Origin of the sequence: Oligoflexus sp., assembly GCF_035712445.1 — a bacterium.
GTDB lineage: Bacteria > Bdellovibrionota_B > Oligoflexia > Oligoflexales > Oligoflexaceae > Oligoflexus.
The window spans coordinates 1-16,910 of the sequence record NZ_DASTAT010000122.1; the positions used below are offsets into that span (position 1 = coordinate 1).

At 54.8% G+C, this 16,910-nt stretch carries 15 protein-coding genes; 9 read left to right on the forward strand and 6 right to left on the reverse strand.

Annotated elements, in window-relative coordinates; translation table 11 throughout:
* Window positions 1-332 precede the first annotated feature (332 nt).
* The 4 genes from VFO10_RS25815 to VFO10_RS25830 all read left to right on the forward strand — a co-directional run bounded on the left by VFO10_RS25815 (window position 333) and on the right by VFO10_RS25830 (window position 5,812).
* Window positions 333-863, forward strand: a complete 531-nt coding sequence (locus VFO10_RS25815; RefSeq protein ID WP_325144891.1) for a hypothetical protein — start codon at window positions 333-335, stop codon at window positions 861-863.
* Between the two features lie 190 nt (window positions 864-1,053).
* The gene (locus VFO10_RS25820) at window positions 1,054-2,325 is read left to right on the forward strand and encodes a M20/M25/M40 family metallo-hydrolase (RefSeq protein WP_325144892.1); all 1,272 of its coding nucleotides are present in this window, start codon (window positions 1,054-1,056) and stop codon (window positions 2,323-2,325) included.
* 171 nt (window positions 2,326-2,496) lie between these two features.
* Window positions 2,497-5,112 carry an aminopeptidase N gene (gene pepN / locus VFO10_RS25825; RefSeq protein WP_325144921.1) on the forward strand — a complete coding sequence of 872 codons (2,616 nt, stop codon included), beginning with the start codon at window positions 2,497-2,499 and terminating at the stop codon, window positions 5,110-5,112.
* A 214-nt stretch (window positions 5,113-5,326) separates the two neighbouring features.
* Window positions 5,327-5,812, forward strand: coding sequence for a hypothetical protein (locus VFO10_RS25830; RefSeq protein ID WP_325144893.1), 486 nt, complete (start codon window positions 5,327-5,329; stop codon window positions 5,810-5,812).
* Between the two features lie 61 nt (window positions 5,813-5,873).
* Here VFO10_RS25830 and VFO10_RS25835 read toward each other — a convergent pair whose 3' ends face one another.
* The 3 genes from VFO10_RS25835 to VFO10_RS25845 all read right to left on the reverse strand — a co-directional run bounded on the left by VFO10_RS25835 (window position 5,874) and on the right by VFO10_RS25845 (window position 8,839).
* Window positions 5,874-6,518, reverse strand: a complete 645-nt coding sequence (locus VFO10_RS25835; protein ID WP_325144894.1) for an RICIN domain-containing protein — start codon at window positions 6,516-6,518, stop codon at window positions 5,874-5,876.
* A 229-nt stretch (window positions 6,519-6,747) separates the two neighbouring features.
* On the reverse strand, window positions 6,748-7,572 hold the full coding sequence (locus VFO10_RS25840) for a S1 family peptidase (RefSeq protein ID WP_325144895.1): 825 nt from the start codon (window positions 7,570-7,572) through the stop codon (window positions 6,748-6,750).
* A gap of 82 nt (window positions 7,573-7,654) precedes the next feature.
* Window positions 7,655-8,839: a hypothetical protein gene (locus VFO10_RS25845; protein WP_325144896.1), complete on the reverse strand. Its 1,185-nt coding sequence runs from the start codon at window positions 8,837-8,839 to the stop codon at window positions 7,655-7,657.
* A gap of 164 nt (window positions 8,840-9,003) precedes the next feature.
* Between VFO10_RS25845 and VFO10_RS25850 the strand changes: the two genes are divergently transcribed.
* Window positions 9,004-9,735, forward strand: a complete 732-nt coding sequence (locus VFO10_RS25850; protein WP_325144897.1) for a TerC family protein — start codon at window positions 9,004-9,006, stop codon at window positions 9,733-9,735.
* Between the two features lie 71 nt (window positions 9,736-9,806).
* Here the strand turns inward: VFO10_RS25850 and VFO10_RS25855 are convergent, their stop codons facing one another.
* On the reverse strand, window positions 9,807-10,553 hold the full coding sequence (locus tag VFO10_RS25855; RefSeq protein WP_325144898.1) for a hypothetical protein: 747 nt from the start codon (window positions 10,551-10,553) through the stop codon (window positions 9,807-9,809).
* A gap of 345 nt (window positions 10,554-10,898) precedes the next feature.
* On the opposite strand from VFO10_RS25855, the gene VFO10_RS25860 reads away from it, so the two are divergent.
* From VFO10_RS25860 to VFO10_RS25870, 3 genes are all read left to right on the forward strand, one after another.
* Window positions 10,899-12,230, forward strand: a complete 1,332-nt coding sequence (locus VFO10_RS25860; protein WP_325144899.1) for a hypothetical protein — start codon at window positions 10,899-10,901, stop codon at window positions 12,228-12,230.
* A 68-nt stretch (window positions 12,231-12,298) separates the two neighbouring features.
* Complete coding sequence (locus VFO10_RS25865; RefSeq protein WP_325144900.1) at window positions 12,299-12,940, forward strand: hypothetical protein; 642 nt, start codon at window positions 12,299-12,301, stop codon at window positions 12,938-12,940.
* Between the two features lie 47 nt (window positions 12,941-12,987).
* The gene (locus VFO10_RS25870) at window positions 12,988-14,268 is read left to right on the forward strand and encodes a serpin family protein (protein ID WP_325144901.1); all 1,281 of its coding nucleotides are present in this window, start codon (window positions 12,988-12,990) and stop codon (window positions 14,266-14,268) included.
* Between the two features lie 53 nt (window positions 14,269-14,321).
* Here VFO10_RS25870 and VFO10_RS25875 read toward each other — a convergent pair whose 3' ends face one another.
* Window positions 14,322-15,095 (reverse strand): SDR family oxidoreductase, encoded by a 774-nt coding sequence (locus tag VFO10_RS25875; RefSeq protein ID WP_325144902.1) that lies wholly within the window; start codon window positions 15,093-15,095, stop codon window positions 14,322-14,324.
* Window positions 15,096-15,159: 64 nt separating this feature from the next.
* On the opposite strand from VFO10_RS25875, the gene VFO10_RS25880 reads away from it, so the two are divergent.
* Window positions 15,160-15,783, forward strand: a complete 624-nt coding sequence (locus VFO10_RS25880; protein ID WP_325144903.1) for an HAD family phosphatase — start codon at window positions 15,160-15,162, stop codon at window positions 15,781-15,783.
* On the opposite strand, the gene VFO10_RS25885 is transcribed toward VFO10_RS25880, so the two are convergent.
* Window positions 15,780-16,865: a BamA/TamA family outer membrane protein gene (locus tag VFO10_RS25885; protein WP_325144904.1), complete on the reverse strand. Its 1,086-nt coding sequence runs from the start codon at window positions 16,863-16,865 to the stop codon at window positions 15,780-15,782. The two genes, VFO10_RS25880 and VFO10_RS25885, sit on opposite strands and share 4 nt — an antisense overlap.
* Window positions 16,866-16,910: the final 45 nt, after the last annotated feature.

Here is a 16,910-nt window from a genome sequence, read left to right on the forward strand (position 1 = left end):
TGCAGCATGGCGAACTTCTGCTCTGCGGTGAAAGCTCGTCTCGGTCGTTTGCCGGTCGTCGTCATTTTCGAATCCCCCTGGGCTATTATTATAGCGCATTAAAGAATTCGATTTCGTACGAGTATCAGAAACGCAACTCATTAAATGATCCTGGTGATTTGCCTGTCACTTTTTTTTCACAGCCGATGATCTTGAGGCACGCACAAACCGTGTTCGATCGGTTTGCATCCCATCCGCTTCCACATTGAAACCCTTGCCCCATGCGGACGGAATATCCTGGAACGGGCCTTGCTGAAAACCAAACAAGTCGGAATCAACAAAAGGAGCCTGTTGTGCGTTACCTGCTCATGTCTGCTCTCGCCTGTCTTGTTTTAGAGTCAAGTCCCGTCATGGCCCACGGCGCCCAAACCATCGGCTTTCAAGCCGGCCGTGATATGGCTGCGCGTCTTTGGGATGCGAAATATCAAAAGGACTGCTACCGTTCGGATCGTTATTTCGCCGAACTTTCGAACATGGAACGCGGACTCTCCAGTTCCAATTATCATCGGGGCTATAAAGAAGGCATGGCGCGCGTGGAGTCGGAAGTCGCCCAACGCTGCCACAGCACGCAGAATGATCATCACGGCGAACCGCAGGGCGAATGTCCCCTAACCGGATTTCAGCATGGTTCGAATCTTGGTATGCAGGTGTGCAACGATACGATCATGAGCAATCGCATGGCCAACACCTGCTTTCAACAGTCGCTGTCGACTTGCTACGACGGACTTAAGCAGTATGTTCGCAATTACTGTCGTGACAAAGCCTACGGATCAGCTTACCGAAACGCTGAACTGCAATGTCAGCAGGCTTTTGCTCGCCGCTGATCACGCGCTTCCTTATCGAAACGGACGATGTTCCCTGCAGCTCAATCTGCTGCAGGGATCTTTTTTTTCTGCCGTTTTATGCAGCGCACACTGTATCGGAACGAGGCCTACCGAACTATTGAAGAGTTTTCAATCAGCGGAACGCACGGAACAACGCACACTGGATTTTGCATAGCAAAGGAGAAGATGTATGCGAATAGTTTGTGCGCTCCTTATGGGAGTGGCGTCCGGCCTGGCTCAGGCTGGTCCGGTCGAGATCGTGAGCCGTGCGGTGGGACTTGAGGATGTGGATAGCCACGCGCTGCTCGTGACCGATCAATTCTTTCTAAAAAGGGCGGACGAGGCTCGGGACCAGGATTTTAAAGACCTTTACTATCTGAATCTGGAAGACTCGCGCTACGATCGTTTCACGCTGGAGCGCTTCGGTCGCGTGACGGCGTTCGTACCCGAGGTGCTGGCCGTTTTGGAAATTCCACCCGGGAATCTGGAGCAGGCCGCAGCTGAACTTCATGAAGAACGCTGGTCCTGTGGGCAGCTTATGCGGCTCTTTGGGGATGAAGTCCCTGTGAACTTTCAGGCGAAAAGCGCAACACCCGTGATCGCTCTCGCCGAAAACGTCAGCGCCCTTCCTTCGATTCATGAAACAGTGAGCCCCGCCGCGATTCAAAAAACCGTGCAGGCGATGGTGGACCTCGGCACCCGCTATGGACGCAGCACCAAGGCCGGCGGCGTCACCGACCTTTTGCAGAAGCTTTACCAGGAGCTGGCCGCGGATCGCAAAGACATCACCATCGAGAGGGTCGCGCACAGCGGTTACAATCAACCGAGCCTCGTCGTCCGCATCCAGGGCCAGAAGTTCCCCGATGAAATCATCGTGCTCGGCAGCCACATAGATAGCATCGCCCGTGGCTCGGACATCGCACCGGGCGCTGATGATAACGCCAGCGGCACAGCTTCGCATCTTGAAGTCTTCCGCAATATCATCACGCACAATCTCCGTTTTGATCGGACCGTTGAGATTCACGGTTACGCTCTGGAAGAGCTGGGTTTGATCGGCAGTCAGGACATTGCCAAACGTTATGTGAATGGCGGCAAAAAAGTCGTGGCCATGATGCAGAACGATATGAACATGTTCAAAGGCGCGAAGGAGGATATGGTGTGGCTCGTGACCAACGACAGCGACCCGCAGCTGACGAGCGCCATGGAAGGTCTTTTATCGGCCTATCAAACGGTGAAGGTCGACAAGAACCGTTTGACCGCCGGCACCAGCGATCACAGGTCCTGGAATCGGCAGGGCATACCCGTGGTCTTTCCCACGGAAAATCCGACCAACTACAATCGCAAGATCCATACGCCCGATGATGTGATTGCCAACTCGGGAGCTTTCACGCAGTCCGCTGAATTCGTGAAACTCTCGCTCAGTTTCCTCGCCCATTATGCCGGCCTCGTAGCCGCGCTCTGAGCCTCGCGCAACCTGTGTTTCCCACGAAACACAGGTATGCAAACCTAAGCAATCAAGCTGAGTTGACAATTCCTTGCCGTCCGGCTAAAGCTGGGGGAATTCATAGTTTTATAAACCTGACTTGTGAATTCGCCAAGCGTGAAGGAACAGGTGCTTGAGGAGACCCCCGTGATGCGTTGCATGCCGTCTCTTGCCAGTCTGGTGCTCGGGCTGGGCCTAATTTCTCCAGGGGCGAGTGCCCTGCTGGCCGGGCCAGCGCTACTGAAGCAATCCGAAGCGGAGCTGCGGAAAAAGCAGGTTGCCGATGTGAGCTACGCCCTGGACCTGGATCTGCCCGAGACGGACACGCCTTTTCAGGGAACGGTCCGCATCCGTTTCAGCTTCACCCCGCAGAATCAGCCTTTGCGCGTCGATTTTGCCAAGGGCAAAGTGGAGACAGTCAAGGTCAATGGCAAGGCGGTGACGTTTGAAGCCGATGATATGGCGCTGCGTTTGAATGAAAACGTGCTCCAGGCCAACGCGAAGAACGAGCTGGAGATTCGCTACGAGCATCCCTACAGCAAAGACGGCAACGGCCTTTACTGGTTCAAAGACCCGGTGGATCAGCAGGTTTATACCTACACGCATTTCGAACCCTATGCCGCGAACATGCTGTTCCCCAGCTTCGATCAGCCGGATCTGAAGGCGAGCTATCAGCTGAAGGTGAAAGCACCGAAGAGCTGGACCGTGGTCTCGACCACGCGTGAAAGCAAGGTGACAGCGGATGGCGAGAAAAACGTGTGGGAATTTCCCGAGACGCTGAAATTCTCCACCTACCTTTTCTCGCTGCATGCCGGACCTTATCGCGTTTGGGAGGATAAGGCCTTCCGCTATCCCCTCCGCATCATGTCCCGTCAGTCGCTGGCGCAGTATATGCCGGTGGATCAGTGGTTCAAGGCCACCCGGCATGGTTTTGATTTCCTCGATAAGTACATGGGCTATGCCTATCCTTTCGGCAAATACGATCAGGTCGTGGTGCCTGATTTCAATGCAGGCGCGATGGAAAATGTTGCGGCCGTGACCTTCTCGGAGCGGTTCCTGGTTCGCGGTAAGCGGACGGAAGCGGATGAGCAGGGCCTTGCCGGCACCATCCAGCATGAGATGGCTCATATGTGGTCGGGGAATCTTGTGACCATGGAATGGTGGAATGACCTTTGGCTGAATGAAAGCTTTGCGACCTACGCCGCGACGCTGACCATGGCCGCAGATCCTCGTTTTCCCAGCACCTGGATCGGTTTTCATCGCAGCAAAACCGGAGCCTATTATCAGGACCAGCTCGTGACCACGCATCCGATCGTGGCGGATGTTCCCGATACGATGTCGACCAATTTCGATGGCATCACCTATGGCAAGGGCGCTTCGTTCCTGAAGCAGCTGCATTTTTTGGTCGGTGAAAAAGCCTTTCAAAAAGGTCTTCAGATTTATTTTAATCAGCATGCATTCAGCAATACCGAGGTCAATGATTTCATTGCCGCCATGGAAAAAGCCACGGGCCGGAGTCTTCAGACCTTTGCCAAGGAATGGCTGACGACGGCGGGTGTGAATACCTTGGCTGTCGATTTCACCTGCAGCAAAGGGAAGATCGATCAGTTCCAGCTGAAGCAATCGGCAATTCCCGAGCAACCGACTTTGCGTGAACATAAAACCGAGGTGGTCCTTTACAAGTGGAAGAAAAAGCGCTTTGAACTGATCAAGGAAGCGGCTGTCGGTTATCAATCACCCGTGACGACCTGGAAGGAAGCCAAGGGTCTGGCCTGTCCTGATCTGGTGTTCCCGAACCAGAATGATCATGATTACGTGAAGGTCGTGCTGGATCCTGTCAGCTACAAGAATGCTGCCGCGCATCTGCAGGCGATTCAAAGCCCGATGCAGCGCATCATGGTTTGGAATGCGATTTCGGATATGATTCTGACCACGGATATTTCGCTGAAGGATTACACCCGTTTTGTGGTGCAGCAGCTGCCCTTGGAAAAGGATTATGAAGTGCTGCGGGCTATCGACGGCAAGGTCGGTCGTGATCTTCTCGGTTATGTGGAATGGATTCCTGAAAAAACTGTGAAGCAGGAGATCCTGAATGAGCTGATCCAGGCTTATGAAGGTACTCTGAAGTCGTCCCTCCCTGCGGATAGCAAAAAAGTTCAGTGGGGAACCTATCGCCAGCTTCTGACCATGGCGGGCCGCACGGATACGCTTCTGAGTCTTTGGAACGGCAAGACTTCGTTCCCCGGTGTTGTGATCGATCAGGATGAGCGCTGGGGACTTTTGGAAGCTTTGAGTGACCTGGGTCATAAAGAGGTTCTGGGCTGGGCCGATGCTGAAAAGCAAAAGGATCCGACCAGCATGGGCCAACGCCGCTACCTTGCGGTAAAAGCCTCCTTCCCCGATTACGATCAGAAGATGAAGATGCTGGAGCCGATCGTCAAAGGCGAGCGGATTTCCGGTGCCGAGCGTTATGCGATCATGGGGAACCTTTTCCCGGCCACGCAGCGCGATCTTCTGAAACGCTACGAGCCGACCTATCGCCAGCAGGTGGACAGCCTCGTGTCGAAGGCTGAGCCCGGTGTGGCCCGCTCTTATGTGATGAGCCTTTTGCCCACGAGCTGCGATAACAGCACTCTGCCTTTGATTGATGAGCTTTTGGCCAGGCCTTACCCTCAGGCGATCAATGATGGGCTGAAGGTGGCGAAGCAGAATAATGAACGCTGCCAGAAGGTGATGATGCGGCTCCTGAGCAGCCGTCAGGGATAGATAGGAACGTTCGCCCGCCGCTGACCTTTTGCCAGACGACAACGTGGAGCCGCCCTTTTTAAAGTGACCAGGATTTTTACACCTGACGCAACCAGGGCGGTGGTGGCGTCAGGTACTATCCTGAAATTCAAAAGCAAAATGCAAGCACGCTTTATGCTCTTATAAGGGGGTGACGGCGCGGGCCGTCTTTATTCCTGACTAGAAAGGTCGCTCCATGCTGTTGAATCTGCTGTTGTCCTCCTGCGTATTGATGCTGTCTCTGGTTGCTTGCGATGAAAAAGACTCAAAAAATCCCGAGGCCCCTCGACCACGGACCGAAATTCCGTTGAACACACAGGCTGAACTTGTCGGGGTGTGGTCGCACTGTAATCCCGCCACTGAAAATACCAGCACCTCTGGTACGTATACATTTACGGCTGAAGGTGGGCTCCTGTTCAAATCAACTGCTTTTCAAGCTTTGGACTGTCAAGGCGAAGGTAAAGAACTCCTTGTCCTTGAGGGGCAGTACCTTGTTGGGCAAAGTAATGCCCTCGATCTGACGTTTGGTAAGGGCAAGGCGCAAACCACCGTTTATCGAGTTTTCTCGGTTCAGGGCAAGCGTCTTTTGATCTCAAACAATGCCGTCGTTGGCAGCACTGCTGAAAATAGAGACTGGGACCTTGGTGGCGAAGCTCTGGTTTTAAATAAACTTGAATTATGAGATCGAGTCTTCGGGTGTCGTGGCTTCGCTGCGACGTCACCCGAAGGGTGAGTTGACGAGCTTAAGGATTCGCCTGAATAATCTTAACCCGCTGCGCATCCCCGCCCACACAATCGAAAAGCTGAGCGCCGGCTCCATCGGCCTTGGAAATAGCTTCGATATCCATACAGCGATTGCTGCTGAGTTCACGGATAAACATAAAACCAGCGTCATCCGACTGCAGCGTGAAAAGGAACGAACCCTTATCCCCGCAAGTCGCCTGCACGACCCTGGTGCCGTTGGCTGTGCCGTTATCCTGAGCCACGAGGCATTTGCCAGTGACGAGGTTTTGTATCCAGTTGCCGCCCGTCCGTTCGATCAGGCGAAATTTTTGAATATTGGAGAAATTGCAGGGCAACTGCCGCAGGCGAGCCCCGTTCTGATCGCTGCTGTTTTCGACCTGCAGGCACTTGGAGCTGTGCTTATACTGAAGGCTGAAACCGAGGAGGTCAGTCTTCAGCTGATCTATGGCTTTCTTGCTTTCCTCTTCGTTCCTTTTCAATTCTTCCTCGGTCGCAGCAATGCGATCATTCGCATCCTTGACCTGAGCTTCCAGCGCACCGACATCCGCGGTCTCGCTTTCGGGGATTTCGTTGCGATTGCTGCGGCAGCCGAGAGCGGCAAAGACCAGGAGGGTGATCCCGATAAGGGCCGGAAAGCTTTGCATAAATTTACTCCCTTTTCTCTCGTGGTTACCGGAGAGTTTTGCAAAGGCGAAGCCAGTTTCATCCTTCGAAAATGATTCGGGGTTGGTCTGTTTGGAGTGCCTAAGAGAAGGGGACCGACCAGATTCCTGACACTGCGTTCAGGGATTCCGAAGACGAGTTCCCTGGGGGGAAAGCTGGCAGGACTGGGGACAGCTGCAAAGCCGCCATCCCCCACACAAGGTTCAGGGTTCAATAGCCAAATCGAGCCAGGAAAGCTCGTGAATCACTGGTATTCAGATCCACATAGGACGCTTCACCGCGGGCGAAAAGTCCGCCGGTGCCGCCGCCGGATGCGACGCCGATGAGTTCGCCCTCACGGAACATGGGACCACCGGAATCACCCTGGCCAGCCGATGCCGCTTCGCCTGTGGCGCCACCGGACTTGTCTTTGACTTCGCCGGTGATGTTGATGAAGCCGTTCGATACGTCCGCGATCTTGTTGCGACCGACGCGTTTCAGATCGTCACCTTTTTTGCCGAAGGTCGACATATCATAGTAACCATAACCTACGATCTCGATGGCTTCGCCTTTGAAAGGGGCCACGCGGCTGATGCGGGCTTCACCGCGAGGGCGTTCGCTTGCGGCCTTGTCTTCCGTTTTCAGGATCGCGAGATCGTAACGATTGTAGCCTTTCTTCGCTTCCCACTGCTTATTGCGATAGACTTCCACGACGCGGGTGATGAGCGCGGTTTTTTTCGGCATCGTGCTGTGATCGGTGACTTCAAAGACCATGATCTCGGCATCGCTGACTTTGCCTTCAGCATCGGATGGACCTTCACCCGTGCAATGCGCGGCGGTGAGGATCGTGTTTTTGCCGATCCAGGTGCCGGTGCAGGTCGAGCCGCCTTTCAGCTGGCCGTTCTGATAAACGCGGCGGTAAAGGTTCACGACCTCGGGGCGATCGCTCTCCTGAATGATTTCCCCGTTGGTGACTTTGAGCTCACTCCGCGGCGCCTCACCACAAGCTGCTAATGCCAAAAGACTGCTAAAGACGGTCAAGGAAATGGATCGCATAATCCCCTCTTAAATTTTTTTGAATGTCGGCGGAAAGTCCTAGACCGTCTTAGCAAAGAATATCTGTCGACAGCAAGTCGGCTCAAAAGCCCTGCTTACGCAGCCAGGTCAAATCAAGTTCGACATCCCGTATGACCCGGGGCGAAATGGTGATGTCGCGATCTTCAAGATAGCTAAAATTATGAAAGTCAAATCGCAGATCATTCATCTTGTGGCAGGATACGCAGGAGGTATTCGGTACGAGCAGCTTTTCGCGATCCCTGACGGCTGGAGTCAGACGGTCGATATCATTGATGCGCAGCATGACGTTCGCGGCCAGCTCTTCGGCATCATTCGATCCGTTCAAAAGATCATAGAGGCTATCATCATCACGGCTCTGGGACCCGCGCATGGAGGGACCAAGGTCCGCCAGCACGCGGCCGTCCACAGGCGAAAGGATGCGGATGGGTTCCGGGATCAAACGGGATTTTTCGGCGCGAAAGGAGAGAAAGACCCACTCATCCAGATGGGCTGGTTCGCGACCTTCCGGCAGCGAGAAGGCGGTCAGGAAACGCAGGTCAGCGGGACTGGTCCAGCGATTCAAAAAGGCACTGAGCCGTTGACCGAAGGCCTTTTGCAGGCTGGAATCCTCCGCTTCTGGACGGATGCCGAAGCCTTCGAAGGCACGCCGGGAGAGCGAGGGATCACGCAGACTCCGCACGGCGGGAAGGAGTTCTTTCAGAACGCGTTCGCGGGCGGCGCGGAATTCCTGGAAGGCCTCCGCTGACAAGGTTTTGCCGCTGGACAAAGTCTGGATGGAAGCCTGGACCCGCGCGGCTTCCGCGGCATTCAGAAAGCGGTCGGGTTCGACCGGATAAAGCGCATGCACGGCGCGATCATCGCCGGCATTTTCCATATAGCGTTCATGCAGACGGATTTTTCTTTGAACGGGCTGCCACACCAGACGAATTTCCGGCCAGCAGTTTTGATCGGCCGCGCGTGGCGTCTGTCCAAGGGGCGCACAGGGCGCGATGCGCAGGGAGATCAGCTGCCAGTCCGTGTAGGGACTCTCATAGTCCAAAGCGGAGCCCACGCTTGTCTGACTGAAACCCTGCGATACAGATTGATACCAGGTCCGCGGGAAGAGGGAGTCGCGCGGAACGTCCCGAAAAGCCATGGGCAGTGCGATCGCCAGATCCTTGGCGGCCAAGGGCTCCTGGGTTTGAGCGCTTAATGTGGGAGCGAGCCAGGACAGGCCGGATATGAGAACGAGACTTTTCCAGGACATACGCGTTTCCTTATGACAGGTCGGATGTAAGTGCCCCGAGTCTGCCGTCCTGTAGACAAATTTTCCAGTGAGAGATAAAGATTTTTGATGAAAACTAGGCGTGGGCCAAATTTTCCGGCATAATAGCTCGTCTTTTTTTATCACTTCAGGATGGATCGCTCTCTATGATGGAACTCCTTAGCTCCCCGGAAGCCTGGCTCAGTCTTGTGACCCTGACGGCCATGGAAATCGTACTTGGTGTCGACAACATCATCTTCATTTCAATCCTGTCGTCGCGTTTGCCTCCGGCTGACCGGGACAAAGGCCGCCGCCTGGGTCTCATGGGTGCTTTCGTGTCGCGGCTCCTTCTGCTTCTGACAATTTCCTGGATCGTGGGTCTGGTGCATCCCCTCTTTGAAGTGGCGGGGCATCCGGTGTCGGGTAAGTCGATTATTCTTTTCTTCGGCGGACTCTTTCTGATCTGGAAGGCGACCAAGGAGATTCACGGGAAGCTTGAGGGCGATGAAGAAGAGCATGATATCAAAGGCACGGTGACCCTTGGGAGCGTTTTGGTGCAGATCGCGCTTCTGGATATCGTCTTCTCGCTGGATTCCGTGATTACAGCGGTGGGCATGAGTCAGCATATTTCGATCATGGTCGCAGCCAATGTGATTGCTTTGGGTGTGATGATCTTTACGAGCAAGGCGATCAGTAACTTCGTGGAACGCCACCCTACGATCAAGATGCTGGCGCTGTCGTTCCTGATCATGATTGGACTCGTGCTGGTGGCGGATGCCGCGGGGCTGCATATTCCGAAGGGCTATATTTACTTTGCGATGGCGTTCAGCGTTGCGGTTGAGATGCTGAACCTCAGGACGGCCAGCAAGAAGAAGAAAAAGGCTGTGAAGGCGAAGTAAAAAAGAAAGGGCCCGGCGGGGGGACTTGCCGGGCCTCTCAATTGTGAAACAGAGGAATTACTTCCACTGAATTAGCGTAACTGGACGGTGTAGTTGTGGCCAAAGTTGTTGTCGATGAAAGTCTGTCCGGCCACTTCATAGGTGAAATAGTAGCTCAGCTCATCCACTTCCCCGCCGATTTCCGGCGCGCCTGACCATACTTCGAAACCTTCGTCATTCGGCATCACGACGCTGCCGCGACCGTAGTTGAAAACCCTCTGATAGCTTAGGTCGGCGGCTTCACTGCTCTTCCAACCATCGTGACTGTAATGAACCCGGACACGCTTGCCGTAGGCGAAGTTCTTGACTGCCGCATGAAAATGCACGGAACCCCGGTTCATCACCTGCGGATTATAAACCGCCATCACCGAACGCTCGCCATAGAGCACAGGGCCCGAACCCTGACGCAAAAGAAGGCTGCTGCGATCGGAGGCACTGTCGTCGGCTTCCGTATAGTCCACCTGAGCCTTGAAGTTGCCAGGACCAAGGTTGGCGTAAGCCTCCCAGATCTCATTGCCCGCATCCGCTGGACCCACGTAACGAGCCACGACGCGGCTCGGAGAACCGTCTTCCTTTTGAAAAAGAACGGTGACGTTTTTCTCGTAGCAATTATTAGGAACCAGAACCTTTACATGCACACTCTGCGAAGCCTGGCCGTAAGCCAGCGTGCTGATGCTCGACATTTCGAGGATCGAAGCATCCGCTGCGGCGAACGCGAAGGGGCTGAGACCGAATCCAAGAAGCATAACCGTATTCCGTAGCCAATTTGTACCAGTCATGTCTTGACCTCCTTGTCGATGTAGTAAAATTACAAGATTTCGAGGCCGACGGGAAGGGGTTTTGAAAATAAATTTCAGGTCAGGCCGGGATAAAACCTGCGAATTGGTGGGATTTGACCGGCTGGGCGGCCAGTTCGGGGAATTTGTAATTTTCCTACGGATTATGACGGGGCAGGGGGACTGTGCGGGAGCTTGGAGACGACCTTGGGAAACACCCTTAACAAACTCCACTATCAGTAAAAATAGATTTTTTTATACCTTGACGCAAAAGACGCTCAAACTTAGAAATCAATCAGACTTCTCGAATCTCTCGCCTCAAATGCAGTTGTAAAAAACGAGTGTGCCATGAAAAAAGTTCAGGTGTGCCGCAGCGGATTCTTTTGCCTTTTCCTGTCCCTTGTCAGCCCTCTGGCTATGGCTCGAAATGAAGGAGGGACAAGCGCGACAGGGCTTGTTCAAGGGCAGTCGTGCCGCGCGGACGATAAGGTCCGATGTCAAGGCTTCCTGGATACAATCACCCGTGTATGGGCCACGCTCCAGACTCCGATTTCTCCTCGCGAACGCGCCGAACTTCGCTTGAAACTCAACCATGCTTTGGAAAGTTATCAGGCTCTCGCAGCCGGGGCCAAAGACGTCCAGCTGCAGGCTTTGGATGAAAAATATCAGGCTTTGCAGAGCATTCTGCAGACGAGCCGGCGTTTTTCTTTCGCGGACAGCCCGGATATCGCCTATCACCATCTGGAAATGAAAGCCGTGAAGGAGGTGATGGATCGCTTCGGTCAGCTGGAGCTGAACCCCGCGGATGTCAGTTCCAAGGATCAGCCTGCCTGGCAAACCAAAGAGGTGACGCCGCCTTGGGCTGGCTACTGGTATCCACGCTATGATGCGGTGCTCTATTCCGGCGATCAATCCGTCTTTGCCAAAGTCGATCGTATGATGTCGCGCATCGGACGCGAATCAAAGGCCCAGGAACTGGAAGCCCTGCAGAACGGAGGCTATCCCGAGAGCTGGGAAGGGCTTTGCAACGCCTGGTCGAATGCCTCGATTCTGGAGCCGGAACCGAAAACGGCCATCGAGGTCCTGGGGGAACGCCTTTCCATTTCCGATCAAAAGGCCCTTTTCACCAAGCTCTATGAAGGCTTTCCCGTAACGATGTACGGGATTCGCTATGATGGCGATTTCGTCACCGACGGAACCTATCAGGATATCCGGCCCGAAGCCTTCCATCAGATCGCGCTGACTCTGCTCGGATCCTGGCAAAAACCCTTCATCATCGACGACACGGCCGGCAGCGAAGTCTGGCAGCAGCCGGTCTTCAAGGTGGACTGGGCCATGCAGGAGGATGAGGAGCAGAAGGACGCCTATCGCGTCTCGATGCGCCTTTGGAAAATCAAAATGCGCTCGCAGGTGGCCGAGGATCTGACCACCCGCAACGATTGGGCCTTTGACCAGTATCAATACCGGCTTTTTGTGAATCCCGAGATCAAGGCCCGCGAAGGTCGCCTCGTGGTGATTGCCGGCGAGTGGCTCGGCAATTCCCGCAAGAACCACCCGGACTATGTGGTGATGCCCCAGGATAACGGCTGGCCTTCCACGTACAACACATGGCTGCAAAATAACATGGACCCGCTTTTGGCGCTTTTGCGTCACCCCGCTCAATTCTTCGAATCCGAATAATCTCCCTGAGCCTTGATTTTCAGGCTTCAGGGCTTTTTAAGAATGGAACATTCAACAAAGGATAGTTTATGAAACTCGCCGTAGTAACTTCCGGATTGCTTCTTTTGTCGATGAATGCTTTTGCCACGGGCGGCCAGGTGCAACTGGGTGATGACCAAACCTACAGCATCGACGGAATGAAAGAACGCTGCCGCCTCTTTCAAAGTTCGGCCCAGCTCAAACCCTTCTCGATCCGCATTGAATGCGCGAAGACGGAAAACCGCTGGGAGCCCATCACCCAGAAAAGACCGCTGCCCATGTGGGTGGAATACAACGCTGCGGGTATGGGCAAAGGCCATATCGTAGCCGAGAAGGTGAAGGAAAACCTTGCCGCGCAGGAATATGAGTGCACGAGCTATCAGGAAAAAACTTTGCTCTTCAAAGGCTATGTGGAACTCAGCTGCAATGATTTCATCGATCATGTCAGCAGCCTGAAAGAACTCTGCTCGCAAGGCTTTGTAAGCAAGGACGGTGCGGAAAGCAAGGTGGATTGGACCCAGGTGGGCGAGGCCGAAACCGGCAGCCAGTTCACCAGCGGCTGCCAAAGCCAGATCACCGGCCAGAATCAGCAGCCCGGCGTGACCAATCCAGGCCAGCAGGAACCTGGTCAGCAGCAGCCCGGTCAGCAGCAGCCCGGTCAGCAGCAACCAGGCCAGGCCGAATCCAACTAATCCTAAAACGAGGGGGTGTATCACCCCCTTTTTCCATGAGGTGGATCATGAGCGTCACGTCCCGCTTGTCCCTGTTTCTGACCGCGTTTCTTCTGGCGACGCCAGCCTATTTAGGAGCCGCGCAGGGCCCGGATCAGGTGCCCGATGCGCCTCCGACCACGGCAGCGGCGCGCGCAAACAATGAATTCGGCTGGAACGTCTTTGAAGAAATCCGAGGCGCGCAGCTGAAAAATGAAAACATGCTCTTCTCCCCGCTCAGCGCCTGGCTGGCCCTTTCCCTGGCCAGCAACGGGGCCGAACAGGAAACCCTGCAGGAAATCCAAACGGCGCTCCGCACCGATCAATATTCCCTGGTGCAGACCAATCCTTTGGTGCGGGATCTTATTCGAAGCCTTGTGTCTGCGGAACGCAGCGGGGAAGTCCTCCGCATTGCCAATGCTGTCTGGGTGAACAGTGACAGCTTCGATCTTGCGGAAAAATTCCAGGCGGATGCACAGACGTTTTATTCCATCCTGCCTGATGAAGAGGTGGTGACCAGCGCATCCTTCCGCGAGGCTTCCACGCTGCAGAACATCAATAACTGGGTGAGCAAGAGCACGGGCGGCATGATTCCGAGCATCCTGGACAAGCTTGATCCCGACATGGCTTCGATCCTGCTCAACGCCCTTTATTTCCAGGCGCAGTGGCTGCACCCTTTCAGTGCGCTGCTGACGGGAAATGATAGCTTCCAACTGGCCGATGGAAGCAGCAAAACTGTAGCCATGATGCAGGAAAGCCACATGGGCGTTCCCTTCGCGACCAATGGCGAATATAAGATGATCTCGCTCGCCTTCCGCAAAGGCACCATGGCGAGCGGCGAAGGTGAAGTCGGTCGCTATCTTTTGGATGTCGTCATTCCCGAGACGGCTGATCGTTCCATCTTTGCGTTTGAACGCAATGATTATCAGTCCCTCATCCAGGATATGCAGCCCGGAATCGTGCGGGTCGAGATTCCCAAATTTCAATTCTCGTTTGAAAAATCCCTGACAGCGGCCCTTCAGGCGATTGGAATTCAGCGCGCCTTCCGTCCTGGTCAGGCTCAGTTGGCTCCGCTTGGAACACCGAAAGGGGAAGGGGAGGCCTTTATCAGCGATGTGCTGCAAAAAACGGCGGTCGAGATGGATGAGAATGGCTTCAAGGCAGCGGCTGTGACGGCGGTGATTGTCGGCACCACGGCCGAGCCCATTCCAACGGCGGAATTTATCGCGGATCGACCCTTCTTCATCGCCCTGCGTGATCGGGTCACGGGAGCCCTGCTTTTCCAGGGGATTATTGCCAATCCTGAGTAAGCGCCGGATCGTGCCGCGACGTAAAGCCTGCCTCAATCGGCAGGCCCTGCTCTTTATTTCATGAAGAGGGCGGCGCCACGAACCAGAAACTTCGCCGGCATCACCCGCGGCAGGAGCGAGGCGCCGACTCTGTTCAAAAATCCTGCGACATGGCTTTCCTCGCGAGCAAACATCGCCTCCACGCCCTGACGTGCGACTTCGCTGGAGTCCATCATCAAAGCCTGGAACTGCTTGTTCAGCTTATGATGCGCCCGATCGAAGAACGAGGTCGATGTAGGGCCGGGGCACAGCGCCGTGGAACTGATCCCGAATTCCCGTCCCTCATAGTTCAGAGCGCGGGAAAAGCTGAGAACAAAACTTTTCGTGGCCGCATACACCGCATAGGATGGCAGTGGTTGAAACGCAGCCGTGGAAGCGACCTGCAGCATATAACCGAGGCGCCGCTCGCGCATTTTGCGTCCATAAAGATGCGAGAGCTGAGCCAGGGCCTGGACGTTCAGATCCACCATGCCTTTGACTTCATCAAAGGTGCTATCCAAAAAGGGGCCCCAGGCTCCGATGCCAGCGTTGTTGATCAGGACCTCGGGCACGATGCCCCACCTGTCGGTCTCATGCACCAGTTTTTCCGCGGCACCGACCTGGGCCAGGTCCAGGGCCACGACCTTGACCTTGCTCCCGCCTGCGCTCAATTCCTCCTGAGCGTCCTTCAGCTTGTCCTCGGAGCGGGCGACCAGCACCAGATGATAACTCCGTGCCGCCAGAATCCTTGCGATATCCAAACCGATTCCACCGGAAGCGCCCGTGACGATCGCCCATTTTTCTGTCATGATGATTCCTTTCCATGTTCAGGCTCTGCCAAAAGTTTATAGTTCAAGACCCGGGGAGACAAGCATGCAAGAGTGTAATGCCGTCATTTTTGATTTAGGCGGCGTACTGCTCGATATCAACTATCAAGCGACCGAAAAGGCTTTGCGCGGACTTTTGGGCCCGCAAAGCGATCGTTATTATCTGCAGACCAAACAGAGTCCTCTGTTTGATGATCTGGAAACAGGACGTATCCAGCCCGATCAATTTTATCAAGGGATTTCGGATCTGGCCGGCACGCTTCTGCAGGCGCCGGCTATCATGGAGGCCTGGAATGCGATGCTGGGGCGCATGCCGCGCGCACGCATGGACTTTGTGCAAAAAGTCGCCGCCCGCCGCCGGGTTTTCCTGCTGAGCAACACCAACGCCATTCACAAGGCCGCGTTCGATGCCATCATCGCCGAGGATCTTCCGGGACAGACGTTCGATACGTATTTTGAAGCAGCTTATTATTCGCATCTGATTGGACTCCGGAAACCTCATCCCGAGGTTTATCGTTTTGTCACGGACCGTCATGGTCTGGATCCGGCGCGGACTCTTTTCATCGATGACAATAAGGAGAACGTGGAAGGCGCGCGGCAGGCCGGGCTTTTGGCCTTTCACCTGAAGGGCGATCTGCTGCAAGCCCCGCTCGACTTTCTCACTCGTTAAAAGGCATTACCGTAGAGAAAGTAAACGCCCACGTTGTCCTGACTCAAACCCACATCCAAACGCAGGTTATTCATGCTTCTGGGATCGAGGAAGTAATCGATCCCCAGACCGCCGGCGGTTTTGACTGAGCTGTCCTCGATCGCACTCAGACGATCCGCATGCGCACCCACACCGGCAAAGACGCGAAAACCCCATGATGGCGTCCAAAGCGTTCGCCACTCCGTTTGCGCGTAGGTGACCGCATAGTCACGGAACTGATTGCCATAGAATCCGCGCAGCACCTGGTTGCCACCAAGACCCTGCAGCAGATAAAAGGGCACGTCCTCGCGATCCATCTCGGCGGCATAGAGCTGCAGGGCCAGAGACTGTTTTTCCGTCAGGGTCATATACTGCTTCCAGTCAAGGCCGAGGGTTCCATAGTTCCCGCGATCTTCATCCGTCTTGAAGTTATGATGACGATAGAAAGCGCGGATCAGATGCCCGGAGGTGGCCCGCACGCGACTGCTGCGATTATCATGGCCCAGGGCCGCGCTGACGAACTGCTGGTGAGCCTTGTGACCCCAGCGCTCGAATTCCGCATCGACCAGGGGCGTGGGCTCGTCCTTATGATTTTCGGTGAAGCGCTGCCAGTTGGCCCCGAGTTCCAGTTCCCAGAAAAGTCCATCGTAGACGATATTCTTCAGCCGGGTTTCCAGGCCGAAGCGTTTGTCATTATAGGCTTCGGCGTCGTCGGGTTTGACCTCGGCCTGGCCGCGACCATAATATTCACTCGGAAAGTCCTGGCCTGAAATTTTCCCGGCCCATTCCCAGCGGCCCTGGTCCCAGTAAATTTTAGGTTCGGCCACGGAAATAATCTGACTCTTCTGAGTGATCGTCGCAAAGGCGATCAGCTGCGAAGGATCACCGCTTTCCGGATTATCAAGATTGCGAATCAAAAATCCGCCGGCACCGACGCCCGTATCAGGCGTATAGAAAAGAATAGGCAGAAAACGCGAGAGAGGAGGATCAGCTGGAGGAGCCCCCTCCGCAGCCCACAGCGAGGCTGTTGCAAAGCAGGAAACCAGAACGAGCGGAAGCCGCATGATGACCTCAAGGAAGGGCGGTAAGCCCGGTTGCCAGAGTCCCCT

Bases quoted from the DNA above. Each gene is read 5' to 3' on its own strand.
- VFO10_RS25880 (WP_325144903.1), top strand. From the start codon at position 15,160: ATGCAAGAGTGTAATGCCGTCATTTTTGATTTAGGCGGCGTACTGCTC.
- VFO10_RS25845 (WP_325144896.1), bottom strand. From the start codon at position 8,839: ATGTCCTGGAAAAGTCTCGTTCTCATATCCGGCCTGTCCTGGCTCGCT.
- VFO10_RS25855 (WP_325144898.1), bottom strand. From the start codon at position 10,553: ATGACTGGTACAAATTGGCTACGGAATACGGTTATGCTTCTTGGATTC.
- VFO10_RS25870 (WP_325144901.1), top strand. From the start codon at position 12,988: ATGAGCGTCACGTCCCGCTTGTCCCTGTTTCTGACCGCGTTTCTTCTG.
- VFO10_RS25830 (WP_325144893.1), top strand. From the start codon at position 5,327: ATGCTGTTGAATCTGCTGTTGTCCTCCTGCGTATTGATGCTGTCTCTG.
- VFO10_RS25840 (WP_325144895.1), bottom strand. From the start codon at position 7,572: ATGCGATCCATTTCCTTGACCGTCTTTAGCAGTCTTTTGGCATTAGCA.
- VFO10_RS25850 (WP_325144897.1), top strand. From the start codon at position 9,004: ATGATGGAACTCCTTAGCTCCCCGGAAGCCTGGCTCAGTCTTGTGACC.
- VFO10_RS25875 (WP_325144902.1), bottom strand. From the start codon at position 15,095: ATGACAGAAAAATGGGCGATCGTCACGGGCGCTTCCGGTGGAATCGGT.
- VFO10_RS25865 (WP_325144900.1), top strand. From the start codon at position 12,299: ATGAAACTCGCCGTAGTAACTTCCGGATTGCTTCTTTTGTCGATGAAT.
- VFO10_RS25860 (WP_325144899.1), top strand. From the start codon at position 10,899: ATGAAAAAAGTTCAGGTGTGCCGCAGCGGATTCTTTTGCCTTTTCCTG.
- VFO10_RS25820 (WP_325144892.1), top strand. From the start codon at position 1,054: ATGCGAATAGTTTGTGCGCTCCTTATGGGAGTGGCGTCCGGCCTGGCT.
- pepN (WP_325144921.1), top strand. From the start codon at position 2,497: ATGCGTTGCATGCCGTCTCTTGCCAGTCTGGTGCTCGGGCTGGGCCTA.
- VFO10_RS25885 (WP_325144904.1), bottom strand. From the start codon at position 16,865: ATGCGGCTTCCGCTCGTTCTGGTTTCCTGCTTTGCAACAGCCTCGCTG.
- VFO10_RS25835 (WP_325144894.1), bottom strand. From the start codon at position 6,518: ATGCAAAGCTTTCCGGCCCTTATCGGGATCACCCTCCTGGTCTTTGCC.